The 23,490-nt window shown below is 71.8% G+C and carries 16 protein-coding genes and 2 pseudogenes; 7 read left to right on the forward strand and 11 right to left on the reverse strand.

What is annotated here, in order from left to right; all coding sequences use genetic code 11:
* Window positions 1-9: 9 nt before the first annotated feature.
* Together ENSA5_RS00860 and ENSA5_RS00865 are read right to left on the reverse strand one after the other, a co-directional pair.
* Entirely contained in the window at window positions 10-645 is a 636-nt protein-coding gene (locus tag ENSA5_RS00860) for a YfgM family protein (RefSeq protein ID WP_181197121.1), read from the reverse strand.
* Between the two features lie 64 nt (window positions 646-709).
* A complete protein-coding gene (locus ENSA5_RS00865; RefSeq protein WP_146155183.1) occupies window positions 710-2,557 on the reverse strand; it encodes a serine/threonine-protein kinase in 1,848 nt (615 codons plus the stop codon).
* Window positions 2,558-2,625: 68 nt separating this feature from the next.
* On the opposite strand from ENSA5_RS00865, the gene ENSA5_RS00870 reads away from it, so the two are divergent.
* Window positions 2,626-3,486 carry a hypothetical protein gene (locus tag ENSA5_RS00870; RefSeq protein ID WP_106389650.1) on the forward strand — a complete coding sequence of 287 codons (861 nt, stop codon included), beginning with the start codon at window positions 2,626-2,628 and terminating at the stop codon, window positions 3,484-3,486.
* Window positions 3,487-3,522: 36 nt separating this feature from the next.
* Here the strand turns inward: ENSA5_RS00870 and ENSA5_RS00875 are convergent, their stop codons facing one another.
* Window positions 3,523-4,422, reverse strand: a complete 900-nt coding sequence (locus ENSA5_RS00875; protein ID WP_106389651.1) for a hypothetical protein — start codon at window positions 4,420-4,422, stop codon at window positions 3,523-3,525.
* A gap of 77 nt (window positions 4,423-4,499) precedes the next feature.
* On the opposite strand from ENSA5_RS00875, the gene ENSA5_RS00885 reads away from it, so the two are divergent.
* Window positions 4,500-6,338, forward strand: coding sequence for a hypothetical protein (locus ENSA5_RS00885; protein WP_181197122.1), 1,839 nt, complete (start codon window positions 4,500-4,502; stop codon window positions 6,336-6,338).
* A gap of 150 nt (window positions 6,339-6,488) precedes the next feature.
* Here the strand turns inward: ENSA5_RS00885 and ENSA5_RS00890 are convergent, their stop codons facing one another.
* The gene (locus tag ENSA5_RS00890; RefSeq protein WP_106389654.1) at window positions 6,489-7,151 is read right to left on the reverse strand and encodes an SDR family oxidoreductase; all 663 of its coding nucleotides are present in this window, start codon (window positions 7,149-7,151) and stop codon (window positions 6,489-6,491) included.
* A gap of 29 nt (window positions 7,152-7,180) precedes the next feature.
* Here ENSA5_RS00890 and ENSA5_RS00895 point away from each other — a divergent pair, with 29 nt between their 5' ends.
* Window positions 7,181-8,788: a class I SAM-dependent methyltransferase gene (locus tag ENSA5_RS00895; protein ID WP_106389655.1), complete on the forward strand. Its 1,608-nt coding sequence runs from the start codon at window positions 7,181-7,183 to the stop codon at window positions 8,786-8,788.
* A 40-nt stretch (window positions 8,789-8,828) separates the two neighbouring features.
* Here ENSA5_RS00895 and ENSA5_RS00900 read toward each other — a convergent pair whose 3' ends face one another.
* From ENSA5_RS00900 to ENSA5_RS00920, 5 genes are all read right to left on the reverse strand, one after another.
* Window positions 8,829-9,113 (reverse strand): hypothetical protein, encoded by a 285-nt coding sequence (locus ENSA5_RS00900; RefSeq protein ID WP_106389656.1) that lies wholly within the window; start codon window positions 9,111-9,113, stop codon window positions 8,829-8,831.
* A gap of 39 nt (window positions 9,114-9,152) precedes the next feature.
* Window positions 9,153-10,502, reverse strand: a complete 1,350-nt coding sequence (locus ENSA5_RS00905) for an NHL repeat-containing protein (RefSeq protein ID WP_106389657.1) — start codon at window positions 10,500-10,502, stop codon at window positions 9,153-9,155.
* A 119-nt stretch (window positions 10,503-10,621) separates the two neighbouring features.
* The gene (locus ENSA5_RS00910) at window positions 10,622-13,273 is read right to left on the reverse strand and encodes a serine/threonine-protein kinase (RefSeq protein ID WP_106389658.1); all 2,652 of its coding nucleotides are present in this window, start codon (window positions 13,271-13,273) and stop codon (window positions 10,622-10,624) included.
* Between the two features lie 146 nt (window positions 13,274-13,419).
* Window positions 13,420-14,652: a cytochrome P450 gene (locus ENSA5_RS00915; protein ID WP_106389659.1), complete on the reverse strand. Its 1,233-nt coding sequence runs from the start codon at window positions 14,650-14,652 to the stop codon at window positions 13,420-13,422.
* Between the two features lie 165 nt (window positions 14,653-14,817).
* Window positions 14,818-15,834 carry a hypothetical protein gene (locus tag ENSA5_RS00920; protein ID WP_106389660.1) on the reverse strand — a complete coding sequence of 339 codons (1,017 nt, stop codon included), beginning with the start codon at window positions 15,832-15,834 and terminating at the stop codon, window positions 14,818-14,820.
* A gap of 148 nt (window positions 15,835-15,982) precedes the next feature.
* On the opposite strand from ENSA5_RS00920, the gene ENSA5_RS00925 reads away from it, so the two are divergent.
* The 4 genes from ENSA5_RS00925 (at window position 15,983) to ENSA5_RS00940 (ending at window position 22,456) form a co-directional block, all read left to right on the forward strand.
* Window positions 15,983-18,790: a M16 family metallopeptidase gene (locus tag ENSA5_RS00925; RefSeq protein ID WP_181197124.1), complete on the forward strand. Its 2,808-nt coding sequence runs from the start codon at window positions 15,983-15,985 to the stop codon at window positions 18,788-18,790.
* Window positions 18,791-19,014: 224 nt separating this feature from the next.
* Window positions 19,015-19,659: a hypothetical protein gene (locus ENSA5_RS00930; RefSeq protein ID WP_106389662.1), complete on the forward strand. Its 645-nt coding sequence runs from the start codon at window positions 19,015-19,017 to the stop codon at window positions 19,657-19,659.
* Window positions 19,660-19,687: 28 nt separating this feature from the next.
* Entirely contained in the window at window positions 19,688-20,914 is a 1,227-nt protein-coding gene (locus tag ENSA5_RS00935) for a Mur ligase family protein (RefSeq protein WP_106389663.1), read from the forward strand.
* Window positions 20,915-20,965: 51 nt separating this feature from the next.
* Window positions 20,966-22,456 (forward strand): SGNH/GDSL hydrolase family protein, encoded by a 1,491-nt coding sequence (locus ENSA5_RS00940; RefSeq protein ID WP_181197126.1) that lies wholly within the window; start codon window positions 20,966-20,968, stop codon window positions 22,454-22,456.
* A gap of 16 nt (window positions 22,457-22,472) precedes the next feature.
* Here the strand turns inward: ENSA5_RS00940 and ENSA5_RS39640 are convergent.
* Window positions 22,473-22,820: pseudogene (locus ENSA5_RS39640) on the reverse strand (tetratricopeptide repeat protein); the annotation flags it as partial.
* Between the two features lie 119 nt (window positions 22,821-22,939).
* Window positions 22,940-23,473, reverse strand: a pseudogene (locus tag ENSA5_RS00950) (serine/threonine-protein kinase); the annotation flags it as partial.
* Window positions 23,474-23,490: the final 17 nt, after the last annotated feature.

Raw genomic sequence — 23,490 nt, forward strand, 5'->3', positions numbered from 1 at the left:
AGGAGCACCTCAGAAGCGAAACACGACGCCGCCCGCAGGCGTCGGCCTGCGCGCCGCGCCCGTGGCGGTGTCTTGGCTGTCCTCGACCGCAGACGCGACCGCGATCCCGACGATCGCCCCCGCCGAAGCCACGATCGCCCCGAGCGTGACCCAAAAGTACCACTTCTTGACGATCGGCTCGGGCGCGGGCGTGTCGACGACCTCGGGCGGGGGCGGCAGCTTCGGGGCCAGGGCCGCGAGGCGATCGGCGCGCTCACGGTCGAGGCGCTCGCGGTGCGAGGACTCGGGCTCGTCGGCCCGGGTCCCCCGCGACGCGGCCTCGAGCTCGGCGATCTTGGCTCGAATTTCCTCGCGCTCGTCGGCGCCCTCGGGCAGGGCCTCGAGCGCCTGGCCGTAGGCTCGCTTGGCGTTGGCGTAGTCGCCGAGCGCCTCCCAGACCTCGGCCTCGAGCTGGAAGTTGGCCGCGCTGGGCTCGGCCTCGCTGCGGGCGAGCGCGAGCTCGCGAGCCGTCGTCAGATCGCCGTCTTCGAGGGCCGCGCGGATCAGCGCCGCGTCCGGGGCCGACTCGGGCGCGGGCGCCTCGGACAATTCCTGGCGCGGCGCCTCGACCTCGGCAGGCGCGGCGTGGATCGTCGTCGGCGCCATCGAGCCGAGCGCCAACGCTACGGCCCCCGCGCACACGCGATGTCCGGTCCTGTTGCGCACGAGCCTAGTCATACACGTCGTCTTTGATGGTGGGCAGCTCCGGATCTGGTTTTGTGTCGGGCGGCGGAGGATCGGGCGTGCTCGGTGGGGGATCTGCCGGGGCCGGCTCGGGCTCCGCCGGGCTCGGCTCGGTCTTCTTGGGCTTGGGCTTCGGCTTCGGCTTCGGCTTGGCCCCGGAGCCGCGCTTGGAGCGCGAGCCCTCTGAGCTGCGTGAGTCGCCCGCAGGCGGCTTGGCCTCCGTCTCATCGGCGGGCGCCGCTTCGGACGGCGCGAGCTCGGGAGCTTCGGGGCTGAGCGCGACCGGGTCTTCCACGTCCGGCGTCGGCGTCGGCGTGGGCGTGGGCGTGGGCGTGGATGCGGGCGAGTCGACCGGCTCCGCGAGCACCGCTGAGTTCGCGGCCCCCTTCTCATCGGCACCTGGGCCTCGGTCTTCACCCGACACCCACAGGCCCGCCGCAGCTGCGCTCCCGAGCAGGACCACCGCGCCGATGGCGATCGCCACGCGCCGCCCCGCTAGCGAACGCCCCCTCGCCACCGCGGGCTCGGGCCGGAGTTCGTTCGGGGTCGCGGCCGCGGTGTGTCCGATCGCCCTGCCTTCGCGGCCCCCCGTGGCGACGCTGCTGCCCGTGGCGAAGCTGTCCATCAAAGGCGGCGCCGTCGGCCGCTCGGCGACCGGCTGCCCTCCCCCACCCTCGGCCAACACCTGGGTGTCTTCGCCCGGACCCGAGGCGCCATCGCGCAGGCCCGTGACGACCCGCGCGAGCGTCGACTGGTGGCGCGAACGCAGCGATCGCAGCGTGGCGGCGAGGCCCTCGGCCGAGGGGCGCGCGGCCGGATCCTTGGCGAGCAAGGTCATGCACAAGCTGGCGACCTCGTCGGGGATCGGCCGCTCGGGCGCGGCCTGACGCGGGTCGAGGGGCTCGTCGTGGACGTGGCGGGCGAGGATCCCCATGAAGCTCTCGGCCACGAAGGGCACGTTGCCGGTCAGCATCTCGTAGAGGATCACGCCGACGCTGTAGAGATCGGCGGCGGGGGTCAGCTGCGCGCCCATGACCCGCTCGGGCGCGAGGTAGTAGGGCGTGCCCAGGAGCGAGCCCTGCTGGGTCACGAAGCCCTGGCACTCGGCGGTGATCTTGGCGAGGCCGAAGTCGAGGATCTTGATCTGCGCCGGGCCGAGCGCTGGGTCGCCGCGGCCTCGCTCGCTCGCGCGGGTCGGATCCGGCGCGCAGCAAAACACGTTGGCTGGCTTGATGTCGCGGTGGATCACGCTGGCTCGGTGGGCGGCCGCGAGCCCCTCGCACAGCTGCGCGAGCAGCTCGAGGCCGACGTCGAGGGTCGCGCCCCGGTCCATCCACGCCTCGAGGCTCTCGCCGTCGAGCAGCTCCATGACCATGTAGGTCTGCTGTCCGCCCGGGCCCGCGTGGCTGGCGAAGTCCACGACCGTGACGATCTGCGGCGTGCCGACGCGGCTGGCCGCGAGCGCCTCTTGTTGGAAGCGCGCGAGGTTCTCGGCCTCGCGCGCCGCGTCGCGCCGCAGCAGCTTGAGCGCCACCCGACGCTGGAGCACGGTGTGCTCGGCCTCGTAGACCCGACCCATGCCGCCCTCGCCGAGCAAGCGCACGACCCGGTAGCGCTCGCCGACCCTCGCGCCGGGCTCGAGCGCGGGATCGGGATCGGTACGATCCTCGCTGCCGAAGCGAAAGGGTCGAGTCGCGCGCCCGCCTCCGCCCTCCGCGATCTGGGTCGGGCGATCGCGCTCGGTGACGGCCCGCCGAAACCGCGGCCCGCTGACCGAGGCAGGCGCCTGCTCCGGCTGCTTCGGCATCCACGCGGCCGTTCCCGAGCCCGACACGGGAGCCACGTTAGCACTGTCGCCGGGCCCTCGCCGATCCCGGGTCAAATACGCTACAACTCCGGGCCGTGTCCAAGAGTGCCCGAAAGCTCGACGCCCTCGCGGCCCTGCTCGAGCGCACCGGCGGCGATCCCAAGCGGATCGAGGCCGTGCGCCGCGCCCAAAACTTCCGCCGATCGTGGGTCGACCTCGCCGAGATCCTCGTCCAGGTCCGGACCCACAACCTGTACGAGAAGTGGGGCTACAGCGATCTGTACGCCTACGCCCAAGACGAGCTCACGCTCAAGCGCGGGACCGTGGACAAGCTGACGATCAGCTACAACACCCTCGAGCGCCACGCCCCCCACGTGCTCGAGCGTGACGGCGTCGCGACCACGATCCCGTCCTACGATTCGCTCGACTACTACCACCGCACGGTCGGCGAGCTCGAGGCCGTGGCCCCGCCCACCGAAGAGGCCGCCAACGAGGATCCCGAGCTCCCGCGGCGCCGCGGCCGGGTCCCGCAGCTGCCCGGGCCGGAGCTGCGCCAGGAGCTCGAGGACGCGGTCTTCAACGAGGGCCAGGCCCTCGGCGAGCTGCGCCGCCGCTTCGACCCCCACTTCTTCCCCAAGCCCAAGGGCGCCGACGAGCTCGACCGGCTCAAGAAGGCCAGCTCGACCGCGCGCAAGCTCGCCGAGCTCCTCACCGAGATCGACGGGCTGCCCGACACCCAGGTCCGCAAGCTCGAGGCCGAGCTCGGCAAGCTCCGCACGAAGCTCGACGAGCTCGCCGCGCCGATGAAGGAGCAGGTCCTCGCGGCCACGACCCGCGCCAACAAGCGCGCGCTCAAGGCCCGGGCCAAGCTCGCCGAGCAGCTCGCGGGCGAGGCCAGCGAGTCGGCCCCGCCAAAGGCCAGCGCCAAGACGGCCAAGAAGCGCAAGAGCTCGTAAAGGGGGTCGCGGCCGCGGGCTCGGACCGCGGCGCGCTCACGGCCCGCGCGCGAGCTTCAGCCAGTCACGGAGCTGGGGGTCGTCGCGCTCGCGGGCCGCGTCGGCGGACAGCGCCATGATCGCCTCGGCGACCTCACCGAGCCGAGGCACCACCGCGAACGCGGCCGCGCGCACGCGAGGCTCGGGGTCGCGCTCGATGATCGCAAGCAGCGGGGCCCGGAGCTGGCCCGCGTCCTCGCCGTGGTCCAGGAGGCGCTCGAGCGCGCCGAGCCGATCCGCGGGCTCGGGGCTCGCCAGCGCCCGGCCGAGCGCCGTCCGGCGTCGCGCGGTCCAGGGTTGATCGCTCCCGACGGCCACCCGATCGAAGGGCAGCGCCAGCGAGACGCCATCGATGTCGAGGCCGAACAAGCTCGGCAGCCCCTCGCCGAGGCCCTGCGCGCGCTCGCGGAGCTCGGCGCCCAGCGCCCGACCGGCGCCGAGATCGGGCTCATCGCCCGCGTCGACGAGCTCGAGCCCGAGCTCGCGCAAGCTCCGACCCGGCGAGGAGCCGGGGGCCAGCAACAGCTCCACGCATCCACGCAGCGCCTCAATCTCCCCGCGCAGGCGCAGGCGCAGCACGAAGGCCGCGTCGGGCCGGTCGAGCAGGAGCCCGAGCCGTTCGGGCGTCGCCTGGCCAACGCTGAGGTCGGCGATCTGCCCGTGGTCGCGGACCACGTAGGGCCGACCGAGGCGCGAATCCTGGGCCAGGATCACCCGGGGACCGAGGCGGTCACGCAGGGCCCGCGCGCGCCTCCGCAGGGTCTTGCGCTCGGGTCGAGCGACCCCGCCCCGATCGAGGCGCATCCGGATCGCAAGCCACTCGCCGAGCAGATCGCCCTCGGCCTGGAGCCGGTCCGCGATCACGGGGATCTCGGCCAGCTGATCGGGATCCCACACGATGACGACAATAGCTCAGCGCGGCGAGGCTATGCGAGACTCCGCCCATGCGCCGCTCGAGCCTTGCATTGCCATCTGTGCTCCTCCTCGCCCTCAGCGTTGGTTTGGGCCCGGCCGGATGCAGCGATGACGCGCCCGCCGAGGACACCAGCGGCGAGACCGGCGACGGCGACGGCGACACGGGCGACGGCGACTCCGGCGACAGCGAGACCGGCGACGGCGACGGCGACGGCGACGGCGACCCCGGCGACGGCGACGGCGACGGCGACTTCCCGGGCACGCCACCCGAGAACTTCTGCCCCGGCGACCCCGACGGCAACTGCGACGAGGTCCCCGACGCGCCCCTGCGAGCTGGCACCGCCGTCGTCGATCTGGTCCCCGAGTGCTTCGAGAGCTGGACCGACGTGGCCCAAAACGGCGACTTCGACGAGGGCGAGGACGACTTCCTCGACTGCGGCTGCGACCGCCTGTGCCCGATGGACCCGGGCTACGTCGCGCCCGACGAGGGCGAGAACGACGGCGTGTTCCAGGCCATCTACATGGCGGGGTTCCAGAACAACCGCCCGGCCACCGGCGTGCGCGACGACAGCGTCGGGCTCGTCGGCGAGGGCGACGGAATTTGGTGCAAGGCCGTCGTCCTCGACCAGGGCAACACCCGGGTCGCGATCGTCACCCTCGACACGATCGGCTACTTCTACGACGAGGTCGTGGCGATCCGCGAGACCCTCGGCGACCAGGACATCGACTGGCTCGTCGTCCACTCGATCCACAACCATGAGGGCCCCGACACCATGGGCCTGTGGGGCGAGAGCATGTTCAGCGGCGGCTTCGACCCCGACTACCGCGCCCAGATCCGCCTGGCCGTGGCGAGCGCGGTGACCGACGCGGTCGCCGATCTCGAGGAGGTCGCAACCTTGACCGTCGGCCGCGGCGACGCCTCGACCGCCCACCAGGGCGACCCAGCCAAGGGCATCCGCAACGTCAGCAACGACACCCGCGCCCCCTTCATCGTCGACGAGGCCGTCGACGTGCTCAACTTCAAGAACGGCGAGGGCGAGTCAATCGTCACGCTGATCAACTTCGCCAGCCACCCCGAGTCGCTCGCCAGCGAGCAGACCCTGCTGACGGCCGACTACGTCCACGCCCTGCGCAAGACCGTCGAGCAGGGCTCGCAGTGGCAGGCCGCGCCCGCCACGGCCGGGCTCGGCGGCGAGGCGATCTTCATCAGCGGCGCGCTCGGCGGGATGATGACCCCGCTGCGGATCTCGACGACCACGCCCGACGGCGACACCTGGAACACCGGTGAGTTCGAGAAGGCCGACGCGATCGGCCAGCTGCTCGGCGAGATCGCAATCGACGCGATCCACAACGGCGAGGTCATCGAGAACCCGCGGCTCGAGTTCGCCAGCCAGACCTACCTGGCCGAGGTCATCAACGACGGGTTCAAGCTCCTGTTCATGCAGAGCATCTTCGACCGCGAGGTCATCGAGAGGGACAACAAGATGTACGTCCGGACCGAGATGGGCGCGCTCGAGCTCGGCCCGGTCCGGATGCTCACGATCCCCGGCGAGCTCCTGCCCGAGCTCGCCGTCGGCGGCTACGACGGCTCGCAGATGTTCACGACCGAGGTCGAGCTCATCGAGCCCGACAACCCCAACCCGCCCGACCTCGACGCCGCGCCCGAGGGCCCCTACCTCAAGGAGCGGATGGCCGCCGACTACACCTGGCTGATCGGCCTCGGCAACGACGAGCTCGGCTACATCGTGCCCAAGTACAACTTCGAGCTCGGCGACCTGCCCTACCTCAGCGAGGCCGAGGGCGACCACTACGAAGAGACCAACTCCCTCGGCCCGCACATGGCCGACTTCGTGAACGACAACGGCGACTCGCTGATCGAATTCATCGACTGGCTCTGACACGCTGACGTCGTCGGCGAGCTCCCGGCCAAGCGGCTCGAGTTTCGTGGCTGGGACCGCTCTTGGCGACGGGCTCCCCGTGGCCGCCGAGCTCGTCGCGACGAGCTGGCGGCGGCCTTGGTGGTTGCGAGGCGACCCGACCGCCGCGCCTCACCACGGCAGGCGCGAGCCGTCCTGGTGCCAGAACCCGCCGCTGGTCTCGAGCGTGAGCGCGTCGATGCGGGCGATCAAGCCCCGGGCCGACTCCTGGGCCGTGATGTGCCCGGTCCCGCCGGTCATCTCGGTCTGGACCCAGCCCGGGTGAAGCAGCGCCACCGCGACCCCCTCGGGTCGCAGGTCATGAGCCAGCGAGACCCCGGCCATGTTCACCGCGGCCTTGGACATCCGGTAGCCGTAGCTGCCGCCCGAGCTGTTGTCGGCGAGCGAGCCCATCCGACTGGTCACGATCGCGATCTTCGAGCCCGAGCCGAGGCGAGCGCGCAGACTCGAGACGACCCGCAGCGGCCCCATGGCGTTGACCTCGAACTGCCTGCGAATCGCGTCGAAGTCGAGGGCGTCGAGGGTCGAGGGCTGGAGGATGCCCGCGTTGTTGATCAGCACGTCGATCGACAGGTCGCCGAGGCGGCGATCGAGCTCCGCGAGGCTCTCGCCGTCGGTCACGTCGATCCCAGCTTCGACGCGCACGCCGAGCTCGTCGAGGGCCGAATTCGATCGCCGACAGGTCGCGATGACCTCGTCTGTGCGCGCGCTCAGTTGCCGCGCGAGCTCGAGACCGATCCCGCGGCTGGCTCCGGTGATGAGGATGGTGGCCATGGCCACGGAGGGTACACTCGCGACCCCCGATGCCGGACTCCTACGACAGCGTCCCCTACACGAGCTTCGCCTACGGCTACACACACCCCGACGCGCTGGGTGTGCTCGGGCGGCTGTTCGGCCTCGCGCCCGCGCCGCCGACCGCCTGTCGGGTGCTCGAGCTCGGCTGCGCGACCGGCGGCAACCTGATCCCGATGGCCGAGCTCCTGCCCGACAGCGAGTTCGTCGGCATCGATCGATCGCGGGTCCAGGTCGATCGCGGGCGCGCGCTGATCGGCGAGCTCGGCCTGACCAACGTCCGGCTCGAGCACGGCGACATCCTCCGCGTCGACCCCCAGACGATCGGCAGCTTCGACTACGTGGTCTGCCACGGCGTGCTCAGCTGGGTCCCGCGCCAGGTCCAAGATCGCCTGCTCGGGTTGACCGCCGCGGTCCTGCGCCCGCGCGGGCTCGCCTTCATCAGCTACAACGTCTACCCGGGCTGGCACATGCGCGAGGTCGTCCGCGACATGATGCTCTTTCACCTGCGCCGCTTCGAGGGCCCGCAAAAGCAGCTCGAGCAGGCCCGGGGGCTCGTCGACTTCGTGGCCAGCTCGGTCAAGCAGCGCGCGGCCGAGGACGATCCCTACGCGCTGCTCTTGGCCAAGGAGCTCGACACGATCAAGGGCATGTCGGACGCCTACCTGTTTCACGAGCACCTCGAGCGCGACAACTCGCCGCTGTACTTTCACGAGTTCATCGACCGCCTCCGCGGGGTCCCGCTGCGCTACGTCTGCGACACGGATCTGCACCTCATGGTCGCGCGCGACATGCCCGACGAGGTCCGCGAGACCCTCGCCCGGGTCGCCGATGATCAGGTCAGCATGGAGCAGTACCTCGACTTCGTGCGCAACCGGCAATTCCGCACGAGCGTGCTGTGTCGGACCGAGGCCGCGCCGGTCCGGCGGATCGAGCCCGGGCGGGTCGAGTCGCTGCGCTTCACCTTGCCCGGCGGGCCAACGAGCACGCCGGCCTCGCTCGAGCCCGGCGTCGAGCTTGGGTTTTTGAGCGCCTCGGGGGCGCGGATCAGCTCCCCCGAGCCGCTGACCAAGGCCGCGCTGATCGAGCTCGGCGAGCGCTGGCCGGCGACGCTCGACTTCGACACCCTGCTCGAGGCCGCGGCCGCCCGCGTGCGCGAGGCCGGCGTCGCGCCCAACGGCGACGGCGGCGACAACGGCGAGCCCGAGCCCGAGCCCGACCGCGAGCGCCTCGCCGCCGACCTCATCGAGTGTCTGCTGCGCAAGGCCGTGCTCGCGCGGGTCTGGGAGCCGCCGCTCGCGACCGAGCTCGGCGACAAGCCCCGAGTCAGCGCGTTCAACCGGATCGCCGCCGATCGCGAGGGCTGGGTCGCGACGCTGCACCACAACCGCAGCAAGCTCGCCGCCCCGCTCCAGCGCCTCGTCCCGCTCCTCGATGGGACCCGCGACCGCGCCCAGCTGATCGCCGAGGTCACGGCCCTGGTCAACACCAAGCAGATGAGCATTCGAACCCAGGACGGCGCGCCGATCGAAGACGGGCCCGAGCTCGAGGCCGCGTGCGCCGAGTTTCTCGACGAGCAGCTCGCCAAGCTGCTCGATCTCCCCGTCTTGCTCAGCTGAGCGCGGCCCGATCGAGGCGCCGACGGAGCCCGCGCCAACCTCACGATGGCTCGGCGCCCTCGATCTTCGCCCCGTCCGGACCGAAGGCCTGGATCGGATACTCACTCTCCCGGTCTGCATCGAAGACAATGACAGCACACCGTGGGTCACCCTCTTGGTTCACGGCGACGAGCCGCGCGCCGGGGTCCGACGCGGGCGGGGGTACTGGCACCGCGCCGATGTGTCGGAGCAGCTCGTGGAGCGCGCGCTTGTTGTGTGAACAAAAGTCATGAAGCGCCGCGACCGCTTCGTCGAAGGTCTTGGGGCTCCACGTGAAGGTCGCCATCGACGGAGCATACACGAGCCCCCGGGCCCGGCCTCGCGCCTACTGGGGGAAGACCACGGCGTTGAGCCCACCGCCGGTCATGTCTGAGTAGGTGTAGTGATTGCCCGGGATCGCGAGGAGCTCCTTGTCGTAGCTCTCGGGGTCGATCTTCCAGGCCCAGCCGTCCTGGTCGACCATCCACACGAAGCCCTCGGCGTCGATGCTGACGCCGACCGGGGTCGAGCACTGATCGTCGAACTCGGGCGGCGTATGGATCCGGATGAGCTGCTTGGTCTGGCGGTCGACCTGCGCGAGCCCGCACGGGGCGTTCATGGCGATCCAGGCGTTGCCGAGGCGATCGCTTGCGACCCCCCGGTTGCAGCCCTCGGTCCCGGGGATCGTGGTGAAGGTGTCGGTCTCGGGCTCGAGCACGGTCACCGGGCCGCCGCAGCCGGCGAACCATACCTTGCCCTCGGGGTCGACGGTCATGCCGTAGGCCTGGGTCTGCTCGGGCACGACCCAGCGTTCGACGCTCAGCTCCTTGGTGTCGAGGCGAAACGCGTCGCCGCGCAGGGCCGTGAACCACACGCCGCCGTGACCGTCGTAGGCGGCGCCATAGGGCGGGTAGTCGGCCCAGCCCCGATCCCAGTCTTGGATGTCGACGACCTCTTCGATCGCGCCGTCGCTGGGGTTGAGCCGCGCCATGTGGACCTCGTTGGCGAGGCTGCCGTGCCAGCCGACCCAGATCTTGGGGTTTGAGTAGGCGCAGGTGTTGGGGTCGAGATCGCCCGGATCAAAGGTCATCCCGCGCGGCCCCGACTCGATCCCCGGCCCGACGTCTGGGAGCGCGGTCGACCACAGCACGCACTCGTCGTCGCCCCAGTCGAGCAGGTCGTCGGGGCCCTGCGAGGTGGTGATCGTGTCGTCGACGTTCTCGTCGATGCAGTCGCCCGGGTGCGCGGCGACCAGCGTGACGCTGCCCGACGCGCGGTTGCCAACGAGGGCGAAGCGACCGTCGAGGCTCACGGTCGTGCGCGAGGGGCTGTGCTCGACGTTGGCGGGGCCCGTGCGATAGCGGGCGAGCTCGGTCACCGACTGGGTGTCGATCTTCGACACGCTGCCCTGATCGGTGTTTGCGACCCACAGGTAGCTGAAGTCGACCGCGGAGCCACCGCTTGCGCAGGGATCACCGTCGCCGCCCCCGTCGTCGTTGGGGCTCTCGTCCCCGCCCGTCTCCGCGCCGTCGCCCGCGCTCGCGCTCGCGCTGCTGCCCTGACCCGAGGTGTTCAGCGCTCCCGCGGTCTGCGACCCGCCCGCGTGGGGGAGCTCGAGTTCGGGCTCACCACACGCCGTCACCAACACGCAGGAGAGACCGAGGACCACCAACGTGATCCGACCATCGAGGTCCATACAAAGCAGGATACCCGAGGCGAGGGCCGACGCCACGCTCGATCTTTCAACCAACGCCGACGAAGATCGTCACTCGCCACCGCAATTTGCGTCACTCACCTTCCTCGAAGATGAGCTCCTTAGTTTTGAGCCAACCACGCTTGCACCGCAGCTAGCTCGCGAGCCGACTTTGGACCGAGGGCGGCATAGGCGGCCCGCGCGAGCTCGGCGAGCTCGCGCGCCCGCGCGCGGTCTCGCCGAGACGCGCCCGCCACGACCCGGGCCAGGGCGAAGCGAGTCTTGGCCAGGTTGGACGCGTCGCCCTCGCTGGCCCCGGTGGCGTAGATCGCCAGCGCGCGCTCGAGCGAGGCCCGGGCCTCGGCCTCGTCGCCGCGCGCGAGCAGCACGAGCCCGCGATCGGTCAGGGCGTCCGCGACCGAGGGGTGCCTCGACCCGAGCGAGCGCTCGTAGATCGCCAGCGCGCGCTCGTCATGGGCGAGGGCCTGGTCGAGCTCGCCCTCGCGCTCGGCCAGGCGAGCGAGGCTCGCGAGGGTGTCGGCGACCAGGGTGTGCTCGGGACCGAGCGCCTGCTCGCGGATCGCCAGCGCCCGCGTGTGGTAGTCGCGCGCGTCCTCGTAGCGACCCTGCTCGAGCGCGACGCGGCCGAGGTGGTTGAGCGAGTAGGAGGTCTGGGGGTGGGCCGGGCCGAGGGCCTGGGTCCAGATCGCCAGCGCGCGCTCGTGGTACCCGCGGGCCCGCTCGAAGTCGCCCTCGGCGTGGGCGAGGACGCCGAGGTTGTTGAGCGATCCGGCGACCTTGGGGTGGTCGGCGCCGAAGGCTCGCTCGCGGATCGTCAGGGCCTGCTCCCACTGCTCGCGGGCGCCGGGGTAGTCGCCCTCGCCGTAGGCGACGGCCCCGAGGTTGTTGAGGAACAGCGCCTCGGCCTCGTCGGTCCCGGCCGCGCGCGCGAGCGGCTTGGCGTGGATCGCCCAGCGCCGGCCGTCTTCGTGCCGCGCGAGCCGATAGCCGACGACGAACACCAGCGAGGCCGAGGCCTCGGCCGCCTCGGCGGTCATCCGCAGCCCGCCCGCGAGCTCGTAGGCCTCGACCAGCGCGGCCTCGGACGCCTCGAAGTCCCCGGCCCGGCGCTGGAGGATGCCCTCGCGCAGGCGCGCGCGGGCCAGGAGTCGATCGTGCTCGAGCGTGATCGCGGCGCGGGTCACCGCGGCCGTCAGCGCGAGGCCGTCGCGGTAGTTGCCGGCCTTCTCGAGCGCCTCGGCCTCGGCGAGCTGCTGCTCGAGCGCGGCGACCCGCGCGACGAGGTGCGCGTCCTCGGGCGGCGGCGCGTCGATCGCGAGGGCCGCGACGTCGGTGCAGCGCTCGAGTCGAGGCAGGTCGGCGACCATCTCGACCGCGCGCGCGACCGTGGTCGCGTCGGCCGCGGCGAGCACGTCGATCGTCGCGCGGAGGTGCGAGAGCCGCTGGTCGAGGCAGGCCACGCGCAGGCGCAGCTCCTCGCTCGACTGCTGGGCGCGGCGCCGGGCCTCGCAGACCTCGGCCCGCGCCGCCTGCCACCGCTGGGCGTAGTCGTCGAGGCCGCGCTCGGCTCGCTGCCACGCGTCCGCGGCGTAGCTGAGCTCGCTGCGCTCGAAGCGGGCCCCGAGCTCGGCCCGGCGCGCGTCGTTCCAGACCGCGCCGAGCTCCGCGTCGACGCCCTCGCACATCCGCGCGTCCTCGACCGCGACCGCTGCCGCCCAGACGCCGCCGATCAGCGCAGCGCTCAGCCCGACCGCCGCCCACACGCGCCGACGCCGACGCTTTGGGCCCTCGGCCAGGGTGTCGAGCAGGTCCTGCATCGACGGCCAGCGGGCGTAGGCCTGGTCCGAGAGCCCGCGCAAGATCACCGCGCGCAGCCACGCCGGGACCCCCGAGCCGCGCGGGGCCGGGCTGATCCGACCCTCGCGGACCGCCCGGATCAGCTCGGCGAGGGTCCGCCCCGGGAAGGGTCGCTCCTCGTAGAGCGCCTCGTAGAGCGTCACACAAAACGCGAACTGATCGCTGCGGGCGTCCGCGGACTGGCCCTCGAACAGCTCCCGGGCCATGTAGCCCGGCGTGCCCATGACCGTCCCGGTCTGGGTCAGCGCGCCGTCCTTGGCCTGCATCTCGCTGAGGACCTCGAGCTCGGGGCTCGAGCTCGCGGGCGCGACACCTTGGTCGTGGATCTCGGCCCGAGCGAGGCCGAAGTCCATGACCCGCACGCGACCGTCGCCGTGGATCATCACGTTGTCGGGCTTGAAGTCGCGGTGGACGAGTCCGGCCCCGTGAGCGGCCGCGAGCCCGCGCCCGGCTTCGGACGTGACCCGCAGCAGCTCCCGCCACGAGCGCGGCTCCGAGTCCACCCAGTCGCGCAGGGTCTGGCCCTCGACGAACTCCATGGCCAAGAACAGCTGGCCCGCGTGGACGCCGACGTCGTAGACCCCGACGACGTTGCGATGGTTGAGCTTGGCCAGGGCCTGGGCCTCACGCTGGAGCCGGGCCCGGGCCGGAGCCTGGTCATGCTTGCGCGCCTTGAGCAGCTTGATCGCGACCTTGCGATCGAGCTCGGGATCGTGGGCCGCAAAGACCACGCCCATGGTCCCCTCGCCGAGCTTGTCCAACACGACGTAGCGACCGATGTGGGCGCCTTGCTCGACGAGCGGAGCGGTGACCGGCGCGCGGGCGTCGGGCGCGGGTTTCCCCTTCAACCCCACCGAGGTGGAGTCGCTCAGGGTCTCCCGCCGCTCGTCCGACATGCGTCGAAGATACTATCCGCCCCGGCGAGCTCGCGGGGATATCGCTAGCCCCGGGGGGCCAAAGCCAAGCCCACCACCAAACACCTCGAGATCTGCGACGCGAGCTGCCCCGCGCGCGGCGCTGTGACGCCAGCCAAACCAGGCCGCTACCAGCTCAGCTCGACCGCCGCGAGTCGTCGCGCGGTCAGGCTCGGCACGTACGAGAGGGTCTGACCCGGGACCAGGCGCAGGGTCTCGAAGCGCTCGGCGATGACCTCGAGCGCGACCCGCCCCTCGAGCCGAGCGAGCGGCGCCCCGACGCAAAAGTGCGGGCCCTGCCCGAAGGCGAGGTGAGGCGTCGGGCGGCCGAGCTCGAAGCGCAGCGGATCGGAGAAGCGGTCGCCGTCGTGGTTGGCCGAGATGTAGGCGATCTGAACGAGCTGCCCCGCGCGGATCGTGACGCCGCCGATCTCGACGTCCTCCTTGGCCGTCCGGTACATCGAGTGGATCGGCGACGCGCTGCGCAGGACCTCTTCGATGAGCTTCGGCGCGATCGAGGTGTCGGCCTTCAGCGCCGCGAACAGCTCGGGATCTCGGCCCAGCTCCACGCCCGCGGCGGCGAGCATGCCGGCGGTCGTCTCGTAGCCAGCGAACACGATCTGGTTGAGCATGTTGACGAGCTCGGCCGGGCTCAGCGCGGGGTCCTCGTCGGCGCCCTGGACGATCACCGAGAGCGCGTCGTCGCGGGGATCGCTGCGCCGCAGATCGGCGGCCTCGGTGAGGTAGCGCTGGAAGGCCACGAACTCGCGGGTGTGGCCGACCAGCTCCTCCAGCGAGCCGGCGCCGGCGAAGAAGGCCCCCGTCTCGATGGTCCAGTTGTTGACCCGCGCGAGGTCCTCGCGCGGAAGCCCGAGCAGATCGACGATGAAGCTGCCGGGCAGCGGCACGGCGAACTGGCCGACGAACTCGACGTGGCCCGCGTCGATGAACTGGTCGACGAGCTTGTTGGCGAGCTCGCGCAGCGCGGGCTCGAAGCCCTTGATGCGGCGCAGCGACAGGGCCTCGCTGGCCAGCGCACGGACCCGCGTGTGCAGGGGAGGATCGCTGTCGACGAGGCACGCCGTCTGCAAGAAGCCGCCCGCGAGGACCTCGAGAACCTCCGGCGCAGGTCTGAACGACACCGGCGAGATCGAGTTGCGCGACGAGAAGCGATCGGCGTCGCGGGCGATGGCGCGGACATCGTCGTAGCGGGTCACGACCCAGAGGTTGAGCTTCTCGCTCCAATAAATCGGCTCCTCGGCGCGCGCTCGCGCATACAGCGGGCGCGGATCGTCGAGCATTGGTGAGACGCAGGGATCGTGCAGGCGTCCACAGCGTGGGGCTTCACCGGAGTCATCCATCCCCTTTGTTCTGCCATGGTGGACGATCACGGCGCCAGGATGAGGCCCTGGCACGCTCGCAGGATCCTGGCGTCCGCGAGCGCAGCGGAGCTCCACCCGCCGCTCACATCGCCCCTGCTTGCTCGCACCCCCCTCGCCGCGGGCGTCTTCCGGATATCTCGGGGCTCAGCCGCCGAGGGTCCACTTGCGAGTGACCTTCGCGTCACCGCCATCGCTCGGCTGCGGCCAGCCGCCTGTGGGCACGGCCTTGCGCACGCAAGTCTGCAGCGCGTCCGAGCCGCCCGTGACCGAGATCCCATTCGTGCGGCCGTTCCACTTGATGTTGAGGCTCAGCTGGAGCGCGACCGGGCCCTTGGTCCCCGCCTTCGCAGCCTCGGCCCAGCACACCGTGAGCGCCTCGTCGACGGCGGCGAGACGCGAGGAGACTGCGCTGCTCGAGACCTTGCCGCTGACCTGCGTGGCCGTGGCCTCGACCTTGGTGCTCGTCGAGGACGGCGTTGGCGTTGGCTCGACTGGGGGCTGATCGGACGGCGGCGTCGAGTCGGGGTTCGGCGTGGACGCCGGATCGGCCGACGGGGTGCCTTCGGGTGTGCCCGCGATCCCGAACACCTTCTCGGGCTCGGGCGCGGCAGGCTCGACCTCGGGCGCAGCCGGCTCGGGCTCCTCGACCTCCGGCTCGTCCTCGACGGCCTCGTCCTCGGCCTCGCTGCGGATCCCTGCAAACCACTCGGAGATCGGCTCGGACCAGTACCACAGCGCCCACCCGCCGCCGCCGAGCAGCGCCGCGAGCACGATCATGATCGCCACGAAGCGACGCCCGCCGCGACCGACCTCGAGCGGCCGCGGCGGACGCTCGCGCTCGATCAGCGAGTCCGACGCGCCTACAAATTCGTTCGTGAACGACGGTCGGTCACCGCGTCGCTCATGAACGTCTCCGATCTCCGAGTTGAAGGTTTCCGGGGCCACTGCCCACGACCTTAGCACTCCCGACTCGTGACGCTCACGGCACCGCGAGCGGCGCGCAGATCGAGGTCCCAGCCCGACCACACGAACCGTCGCCTCGGCGTTGACGAGCTCGAGCGCCTTGGCCTCGCCCTCGCGCGCGTCGAAAAAGTCGAGGCGCGAGACCTCGCGGCGCTCGCCGCCGATCGGAGCGCACAGCTCGAGGCAGGTGTTGGTCATGCAGTCCATCAGCTCGATCGGCAGCTGCCCGCCGCCCCCGTCGGTGCGCTCCCCAGCATCGAGCGCGCGCTCGAAGGGCTCCGCGCAGACCGGATCGTCGAGGCGCTCCTGGTACAGCGGCGCGCGGCTGCTGCTAACCTACGCCGCAGTGCGAGCCGCAGCGATCCCCGAGATGGCCGTCCACGTCCACACCCTGGACAACGGCCTGAGCGTGTACCTGAGTGAAAACCACGAGGAGCCCTGGATCTCTTGCCGCGTGGCGATCCGGGCTGGCGCTGCGCAGGAGCCGGCCGAGTCCACGGGCCTCGCCCATTACCTCGAGCACATGCTGGCCAACAAGGGCACCCGCTCGCTCGGAACCCGCGACGCGGCCGCGGAGCAGCCCCACCTCGACCGCCTCCGCGAGCTCTACGAGCGCCTGCGCGAGACCGAGGGCCACGCCCGCGCCGAGCTCCTCGCGCGGATCGACGACGAGAACCAGGCCGCCAACCGCTGGGCGATCGCCAACGAGCTCAAGCAGGTCTACGGGTTGCTCGGCGCCCGTGGGCTCAACGCGTTCACCTCCCACGACCGCACGGTCTACGTCGTCGACGTGCCCAGCAACCGCCTCGACGCCTGGGCCCGGCTCGAGGGCAACCGCTTCGCCGAGCCGGTGTTTCGCGGGTTCCCGACCGAGCTCGAGACGATCATCGAAGAGAAGAATCGCGCCCTCGACAACGCCGGGCGGGTGCTCTCGATGGCGGCCAACTCGCTGATCTGGGCCGGCCACCCCTACGCCCGCGACGTCCTCGGCGAGGTCGAGCACCTCCTCGCGCCCTCGATCGCGGCGACCGAGCGCTTCTTCTCGACCTGGTACGTGCCCAACAACATGGCGGTGATCCTGGCCGGCGATCTCGATCCCGCGCGGGCGCTCGAGCTCGTCGAGGCTCACTTCGGCGAGCTCCGGCGGGCCGAGCTGCCCCCGCGCGAGGCCCCTGCCCTGGCGCCGCTCGGCGGTGAGCAGCGCGCGGGCGTCGTCCACCGCGGCGACGAGGAGGTCCGCCTGGTCTGGCGAACGGTCGCGCGCGAGCACGAGGACGCCGAGGCCCTGATGCTCGCCGACATGATGCTCGACAACAGCTCGACCGGGCTGCTCGACACCCGGCTCGAGCAGCGCCAGCTGGTCCGCAGCGCGGGCGCGTTCCCGAGCCAGCGGATCCAGGGCGGGACCGAGACCGTGTGGGGCCGGCCGCGCGTCGACCAGGGCCTCGACGAGGTCGAGGCCCTGCTCCGCGAGCAGGTCGAGGCCCTGCGCGCGGGCGAGTTCAGCCAGGCCGACCTCAACGATCTGATCGCCAACTTCGAGGTCGGCGAGCTGCGCAAGCTCGAGAGCAACGGCGCGCGCGCGGCCGTGATGCTCGACGCCTTCACCCACCAGCGCGAGTGGGACAAGGTCCGAACCCGGCTCGCGCGCCTCGCCGCGATCGATCGTGAGCAGGTCGTCGAGACCGCCCGGCGCTGGCTCGGCGACGAGCTCGTCGTCGTTCAGCGCAGCGAGGGCGAGCCCCCGGTCAGCAAGATCCCCGTGTTCGGGCTCAGCGAGCTCGAGCTCGACGCCGACTCCCACTCGCAGCTGTTCACGGAGGTCCTGAGCCTGCCGAGCCCGGCGCTGGAGCTCCAGGTCCTGCGCGTCGGCGAGCACGTCGAGCGGACCCAGACCCGGGCCGGGCTGCTCTACCGCGGGCAAAACCCCAACAACGATCTGTTCCAGCTGACCCTGCGCGTGGCCACGGGCAGCGCCCACGATCCGATCATCGGCAAGGCCCTGGCGCTGTGGGCTCGGGCCGGGGTCGGCGCGCTCGATCTCGAGGGCTACCGCCGCGCGCTGTTTCACGCGGCCGCGGCCGTGTCGCTCGACTCCCGCCGCCAGCAGTGCACGTTGACCATGGCCGGACGCGCGCCGGTTCTGGCCGAGATCTTCGGGCTCGTGCGCGAGCGCCTCCGCGCGCCCGTGATCAGCGAGACCGATCGGGCGCGCTGGGCCGAGGACCTCGTCGGCAAGCGCAAGCAGCGACGCGAGACGACCGAGTTCAAATTCACGACCCTCAAGCAGTGGGCGCTGCGCGGGCCAAAGAGCCCCTACCTGGCCGAAGCGCTGACCAACGAGCAAGTCCTCGGGCTCGAGCTCGACGCGCTCCGGGCCGCCCCCGCCAAGCTGCTCGAGCACGAGCGCGTGGTCGTCTACAGCGGACCGCACGAGCAGGCCGAGCTCGTCGAGCTGCTCGGCCTCGACGCGGCGCCGATCCCCGTCCCCGACTACCAGCCGCTGCAGTTCGAAGCTCGGCCCGAGCACGAGCTGCGCGTGCTCGTGTGCCACCACGAGGCCGCCCAGACCAAGCTCGGTCTGTTTGCGCCGAGCGAGGGCTACGACCCGGCTCGCGCGGCCCTGTACCGGTTGTTTCACGAGTACGTCGGCGGCGCGGCCGGGCTCGTGTTTCAGGAGATCCGCGAGTCTCGGGGCCTGGCCTACGCGGCCCACGGCGGCCACGGGGCGGGGGCGCGCGCTGGGGATCAAAACCTGATCTGGGCGAGCCTGGCCTCGCGCCCCGATCGCGCCGCCGAGGCTGCGGCGGTGTTGCTCGGGCTGCTGCGCGAGTTCCCCGTTCAGGCCCAGCGCTTCGAGCGAGCGCGCGGCTCGGCGATCGAGCGCCTGCTCGGCAGTCGCGTGCGCTTTCGGGGCTACGGCTTCGCGGCCGAGAGCTGGCGCCTGCGGGGCCTGAAGGCGGACCCGCGGCCCGACATCCTCGCGGCCCTCGAGGCGCTGACGATCGACGACCTGCGCGCCTTCGTTCGCCCCCTCGCCAGCGCCGGGCTCGCCATGGTCGTCGTCGGCGACACGGCGCGGATGGACATGGCCGCGCTCGCGCAGCTCGGCGCGCTCGAGCTGCGCGAGCTCGACGAGCTCGTGGTCTACTGAGGCCGCAGAGCCCTGTCCGCGCGCAGGTGTCCGACGAGGCCCATCGCCCCACTACGGCGGGGGTGCGGGGGTGCGGGGGTGCGTGAGTACTCACCGAGACCGGCCCAGGCGGGTCCTGCCCCTGACTTCGTGCGCGAGCGTGGGCTCGGGACCGACGCGCTCGACCGCGCTGTGCTCGCGCCATCGAGCGGAGCTGCAACTCATGGTCTACTGCCCCCCGCGCCATGCACGTCGACCGCTCTCGCTTCTTGTTCCTGACCGCCTCGCTCGCCGCGGCGGCCTGCAACCAACCGCGACCCGCCACCGGCCCCGACACTGGCGACGCCGAACCGGCTCGGTCCGGCGATCGATCGAGTGACAGCGCCGAGCAGGGCGAGCCCGAGCCCGGCGACCCCGCGGTCTGGCTGGAGATCGAGCCCGGGACCGAAGATGGCCAAGCCGCGACCAAGGGCGCGGACTGTGACAACAGCGCGGGCCGGCCCGGGGGCTGCACGCTGTCGCCGCCGGGCAGTCACTGCGAGAGCTTCCAGTCGACCATGCAGGTGTGCGACTCCTTCTCCAGGTTCATGCAGCCGCGCGCAGCCGAGGCCGCCGTCGCCTGCCTCCAGGCGGCGAGCGGCACCCGCCAGATCTGTGACTTGCGGATCTGGGACCAGTGCACGAGCGCCGGGCTCCAGGCGACCTGCATCGAAGCGGAGACCCAGTCCAAGTGCAACGTGATCAGCGACACCTGCGGCGGGAGCCTCAGCCGCTTCACCTGCCAGCAGGCGCTCTCAGCCGTCCAGCCCCAGCACATCCGGCGCCTGGCCAACTGCGTCGAAGAGCACTGCGAGGTCTCGTTTTGCGTCACGGACCTCAGCTGGATTTGAGCCCCTCGGAGCCACGGGGGCCCTCGCTGTGAACCCCTACCCTCCGCCCCCGAGCTGGGCCGCCGAGATCGCCAGCGTCGGCGTGACCGGGACCAACGGCAAGAGCTCGACCACCCGCTTCGTCGCGGCCGGCCTCGGCGTCGGGACGCCCGGGCCCGTCGGCCGCGTGACCACGGTCGCCGCGGCGATCGGCGATCAAGCGGGTCCGCCGCCCGCGGATCATCAGGGCTTCCTCGCGCTCATGCAGAGGCTGCGCGAGCGCGGGGGTCGGCGCGCGGCGATCGAGGCGACCTCGGCCGCGCTCGGGCTGGGCTTCTCCCGGGCCTGGCCCTTTCACGTCGGCGTGTTCACCAACCTCGGCCACGATCATCAGCGGACCCACGGATCCTTCGAGCACTACCTGGCCTCGAAGGCCCAGCTCTTCGTCGCCCTCGCCGACGGGGGCGCGGCCGTGCTCAACGCCCAAGATCCGGCCTCGAGCCTGATCGCCGAGGTCCTCCCGGCCAGCGTGCGCGCGCTGTGGTTCGCGGGGCCAAGCGAGGCACGAGACCGCGCCGTGGATCTGCGAGTCCTCCGCGCGACGCCGAGCTGGGCCGGGCTCGAGCTCGAGCTCGAAGCCTCCGCCAGCCTCGGCCCGATCCCGGCGGCGCTGTGCCTCCGCGCGCTCCCAGCCTTCCAGGCTCCGAACGCCGCGGCCGCCCTGCTCGCCTGCGTCGCCCTCGGCATCCCCGGCCCCGACGCTGCCAACGCGATCGCCGAGTGCGAGCCCCCCCGGGGTCGCTTCGAGGCGCTCAACCCCAACGACGACGCGCGGCCCCGGGTCGTGGTCGACTACGCCCACACGCCCGAGGCGCTCACCGCCGCGCTGGCCAGCGCGCGGAGGCTGTGCCGGGGGCGCGTGGTCCTCGTGGTTGGAGCCGGCGGTGACACCGACGCGAGCAAGCGCCGGCCCCTCGGCGCCGCGGCCTCGGCCGCCGACCTCGTGTGGCTGACCAACGACAACCCTCGCCACGAGGACCCCCGAGCGATCGTCGACGAGCTCCGCCTCGGCCTCGGCGAGGTCGAGGATCGCGTCGAGCTCGATCGCGGCGCGGCGGTGGCCCGCGCGATCGCGGCCGCGGTCCCGGGCGACCTCGTGCTGATCGCCGGCAAGGGCCACGAAGAGGTCCAGGAGATCGGCCCCGCCCGCCTGCCCTCCAGCGATCACGCCCTGGCCCTCGCCGCGCTCGAAAATTGGGCCAAGGCCCGGCCCTGACCAAGACTGGGGCTTGTCGACGGTGTCACGATCGGCCTACTGTTGGTCCTCGTGGCTCGACCGACGATCGTTGCGCTCGGCGACAGCCTGACCCAGGGTTTTCAGCACGGCGCCGCGCATCGCCTCGACTGGTCGTTCCCGTCGATCCTCGCCCGCGGCCTCGGACTCGAGGTCCCGCGCGATCATCGGGTCCCGGCCTTTGGCGGACCCGGCTACCCCTTCAACCTCGAGCACATGCTCCGCCACGTCAGCGTCGAGCTCGGCGAGGGCGTCGCGCTCAACCAAAGGCTCCTGCGCCTGCCCAAGCTCCTCGCCGCCTACCTCGACCACATCGAGGACTTCTACGAGCGCGGCCCAGGCTCGACCCCCGAGGCCCACGACGTCCACTACCACAACCTCGCGAGCTGGGGCTTCACCGTCAACGAGGCCCTGACGCTGACCGCGAGGACCTGCGCGGCCTTCGTCGAGCGTGACGAGGGCCTGATCCAAGATGACCTGTTCGGCATGCCCTCGGCGCCGATGTACCGGGCGGCGCAGCGCGTGCTCAACCCCGCCGCGAACCCGGCCCGCGACGACGCGACGATGCTCGACAACCTCCGGGCCCTCGCGCGCGACGAGCCCATCGACATCCTGCTGCTGTGGCTCGGGGCCAACGACTGCCTCGGGACCGTCATGCACATGAAGATCCAGGACATGCCGGCCAGCTACACCGGCACCGATCCCTTCGCGCGGCGCGACTTCAACCTGACCTCCAAAGATCAATTCCGCCGGGACTACGAGCAGCTCCTCGACGAGGTCGCGGCGATCCTCGACCCCAACCCCGGGCGCGGGCAGGTCTACGTCGCGACCGTCCCCCACGTCACGATCCCGCCGATCACCAACGGCCTCGGCGCGATGCAGGGCGAGTACTTCGAGCGTTACGCCCGCTTCTTTCGCAACGACGAGAACTACAGCTCGCTCACCTCACGGGTGCTCGAGCGCGACGACGCGATCCGCATCGACCGCCGCGTCGACGACTTCAACGACGCGATCCGCTCGCTGACCGCGGCCCGGGGCTGGCGGATCGTCGACACCGCGCAGATGCTCGATCAGCTCTCGATCAAGCGTAACGCCTGCCAGGCCGACCCCGGCGAGCCGCTGCGCGACTACCTCGCGGCGCGGGCCAAGCTCAGCGGTCACGACCACACGAAGCACCCCCTGCTCGCGCTCGACCCGGTGCCCTCGATCGCCGCCTACGAGGTCAGGGCCGATCCCCTCGGTACCCACCAACGCAGCGCGGGCGGCCTGTTCAGCCTCGACCACGTCCACCCGAGCACGATCGGCTACGGGCTCGCGGCCGAGCGCTTCCTCGAGGAGATCCAGGCCAACAACCCGGGCGACGCCGCGATCGGGGCGGCCCGGATCGACTGGGACGCGGTCTTGCTTCACGACACCCTCGAGCAGGCGCCGCCGGTCTTGTGGGACGATCTGATGCGCAACGCCGAGGGCTACGCGTGGGTCTGGGAGCTGATCTCGGCATCCTTCGCCCGGCACGTGATCTGAGCGCGGGCCCCCTCGCTCACCGCTTTGGGTGCGCGCGCAGCCACGCCTCGACCCTGGCGAGCGCCTCGGCCTCGGCGTCCCCGGCCTCGCTGTAGTCGGCCGCGGCCGCCAGCGCGAGCTCGCGCGCGCGGCGATGCGCCGCCGCGCCCGGGTCGAGCTCGACGAGCACCTGCGCGAGCGAGAACGCGTTCTTGGCTCGCTGGGCCGGGAGCCGCGAGCCCTGATCGCGGACCGCGAGGGCCCGCTCGAGGGTCTCCTGCGCCTGCTCGTGGCGCCCGAGCAGGCGCTCGACCTCGCCGATGTTGCCGAGCGAGACGGCGATGAGGGCGTGGTCGGGACCGAGCGCGGCCTCCTTGATCTCGAGCCCCCTGCGGTTGGACTCGAGCGCGTCCTCGTAGGCGCCGCGTCGGCGCTGCGCTCGAGCTGACCGAGCTCGTCGAGCTCGGCGATCGAGGGCGCCGACCCGTCACCGCGGGCGAGCCCGAAGTCCATGACCAACACCCGGCCGTCGCGACTGACCATGACGTTGTCGGGCTTGAAGTCGCGATGGACCAGGCCCTTGGCGTGGGCCGCGACCAGACCCCGGCCCGCGGCCTCGAACACCGCGAGGATCTCGGCCTGGGTTCGCCGCTTTGACTCGAGCCACGCGCCGACGGTCTCGCCGTCGACGAACTCCATGACGATGAAGGGCGCGCCCTCGAACTCGCCGATCTCGTAGACCTGGACGACGTTCGGATGCGACAGCCGGGCCATCGCCTGGGCCTCGCGCAGCAGCCTCGGCTCGCTGTGGGCGTCGGACCGGAGCAGCTTGACGGCGACCTTGCGGTCGAGGGTCTCGTCGTAGCCAGCGTAGACCACCCCCATGCCGCCCTCGCCGACGCAGCGCAGCAGCACGTAGTGATCGATCCGCGTCAGCTGGAGATCGGCGCCACCGACCCCGCTGGGGTCGTCGATGGCCCCGGGGGCCAGCCCGGGCAGGGTCTCGTGTTCGCCGTAGGCGTCGTCGGAGGTGTGCACCGGTTCGACCAGGCGAG

Source organism: Enhygromyxa salina (assembly GCF_002994615.1).
Lineage (GTDB): Bacteria > Myxococcota_A > Polyangia > Nannocystales > Nannocystaceae > Plesiocystis > Plesiocystis salina_A.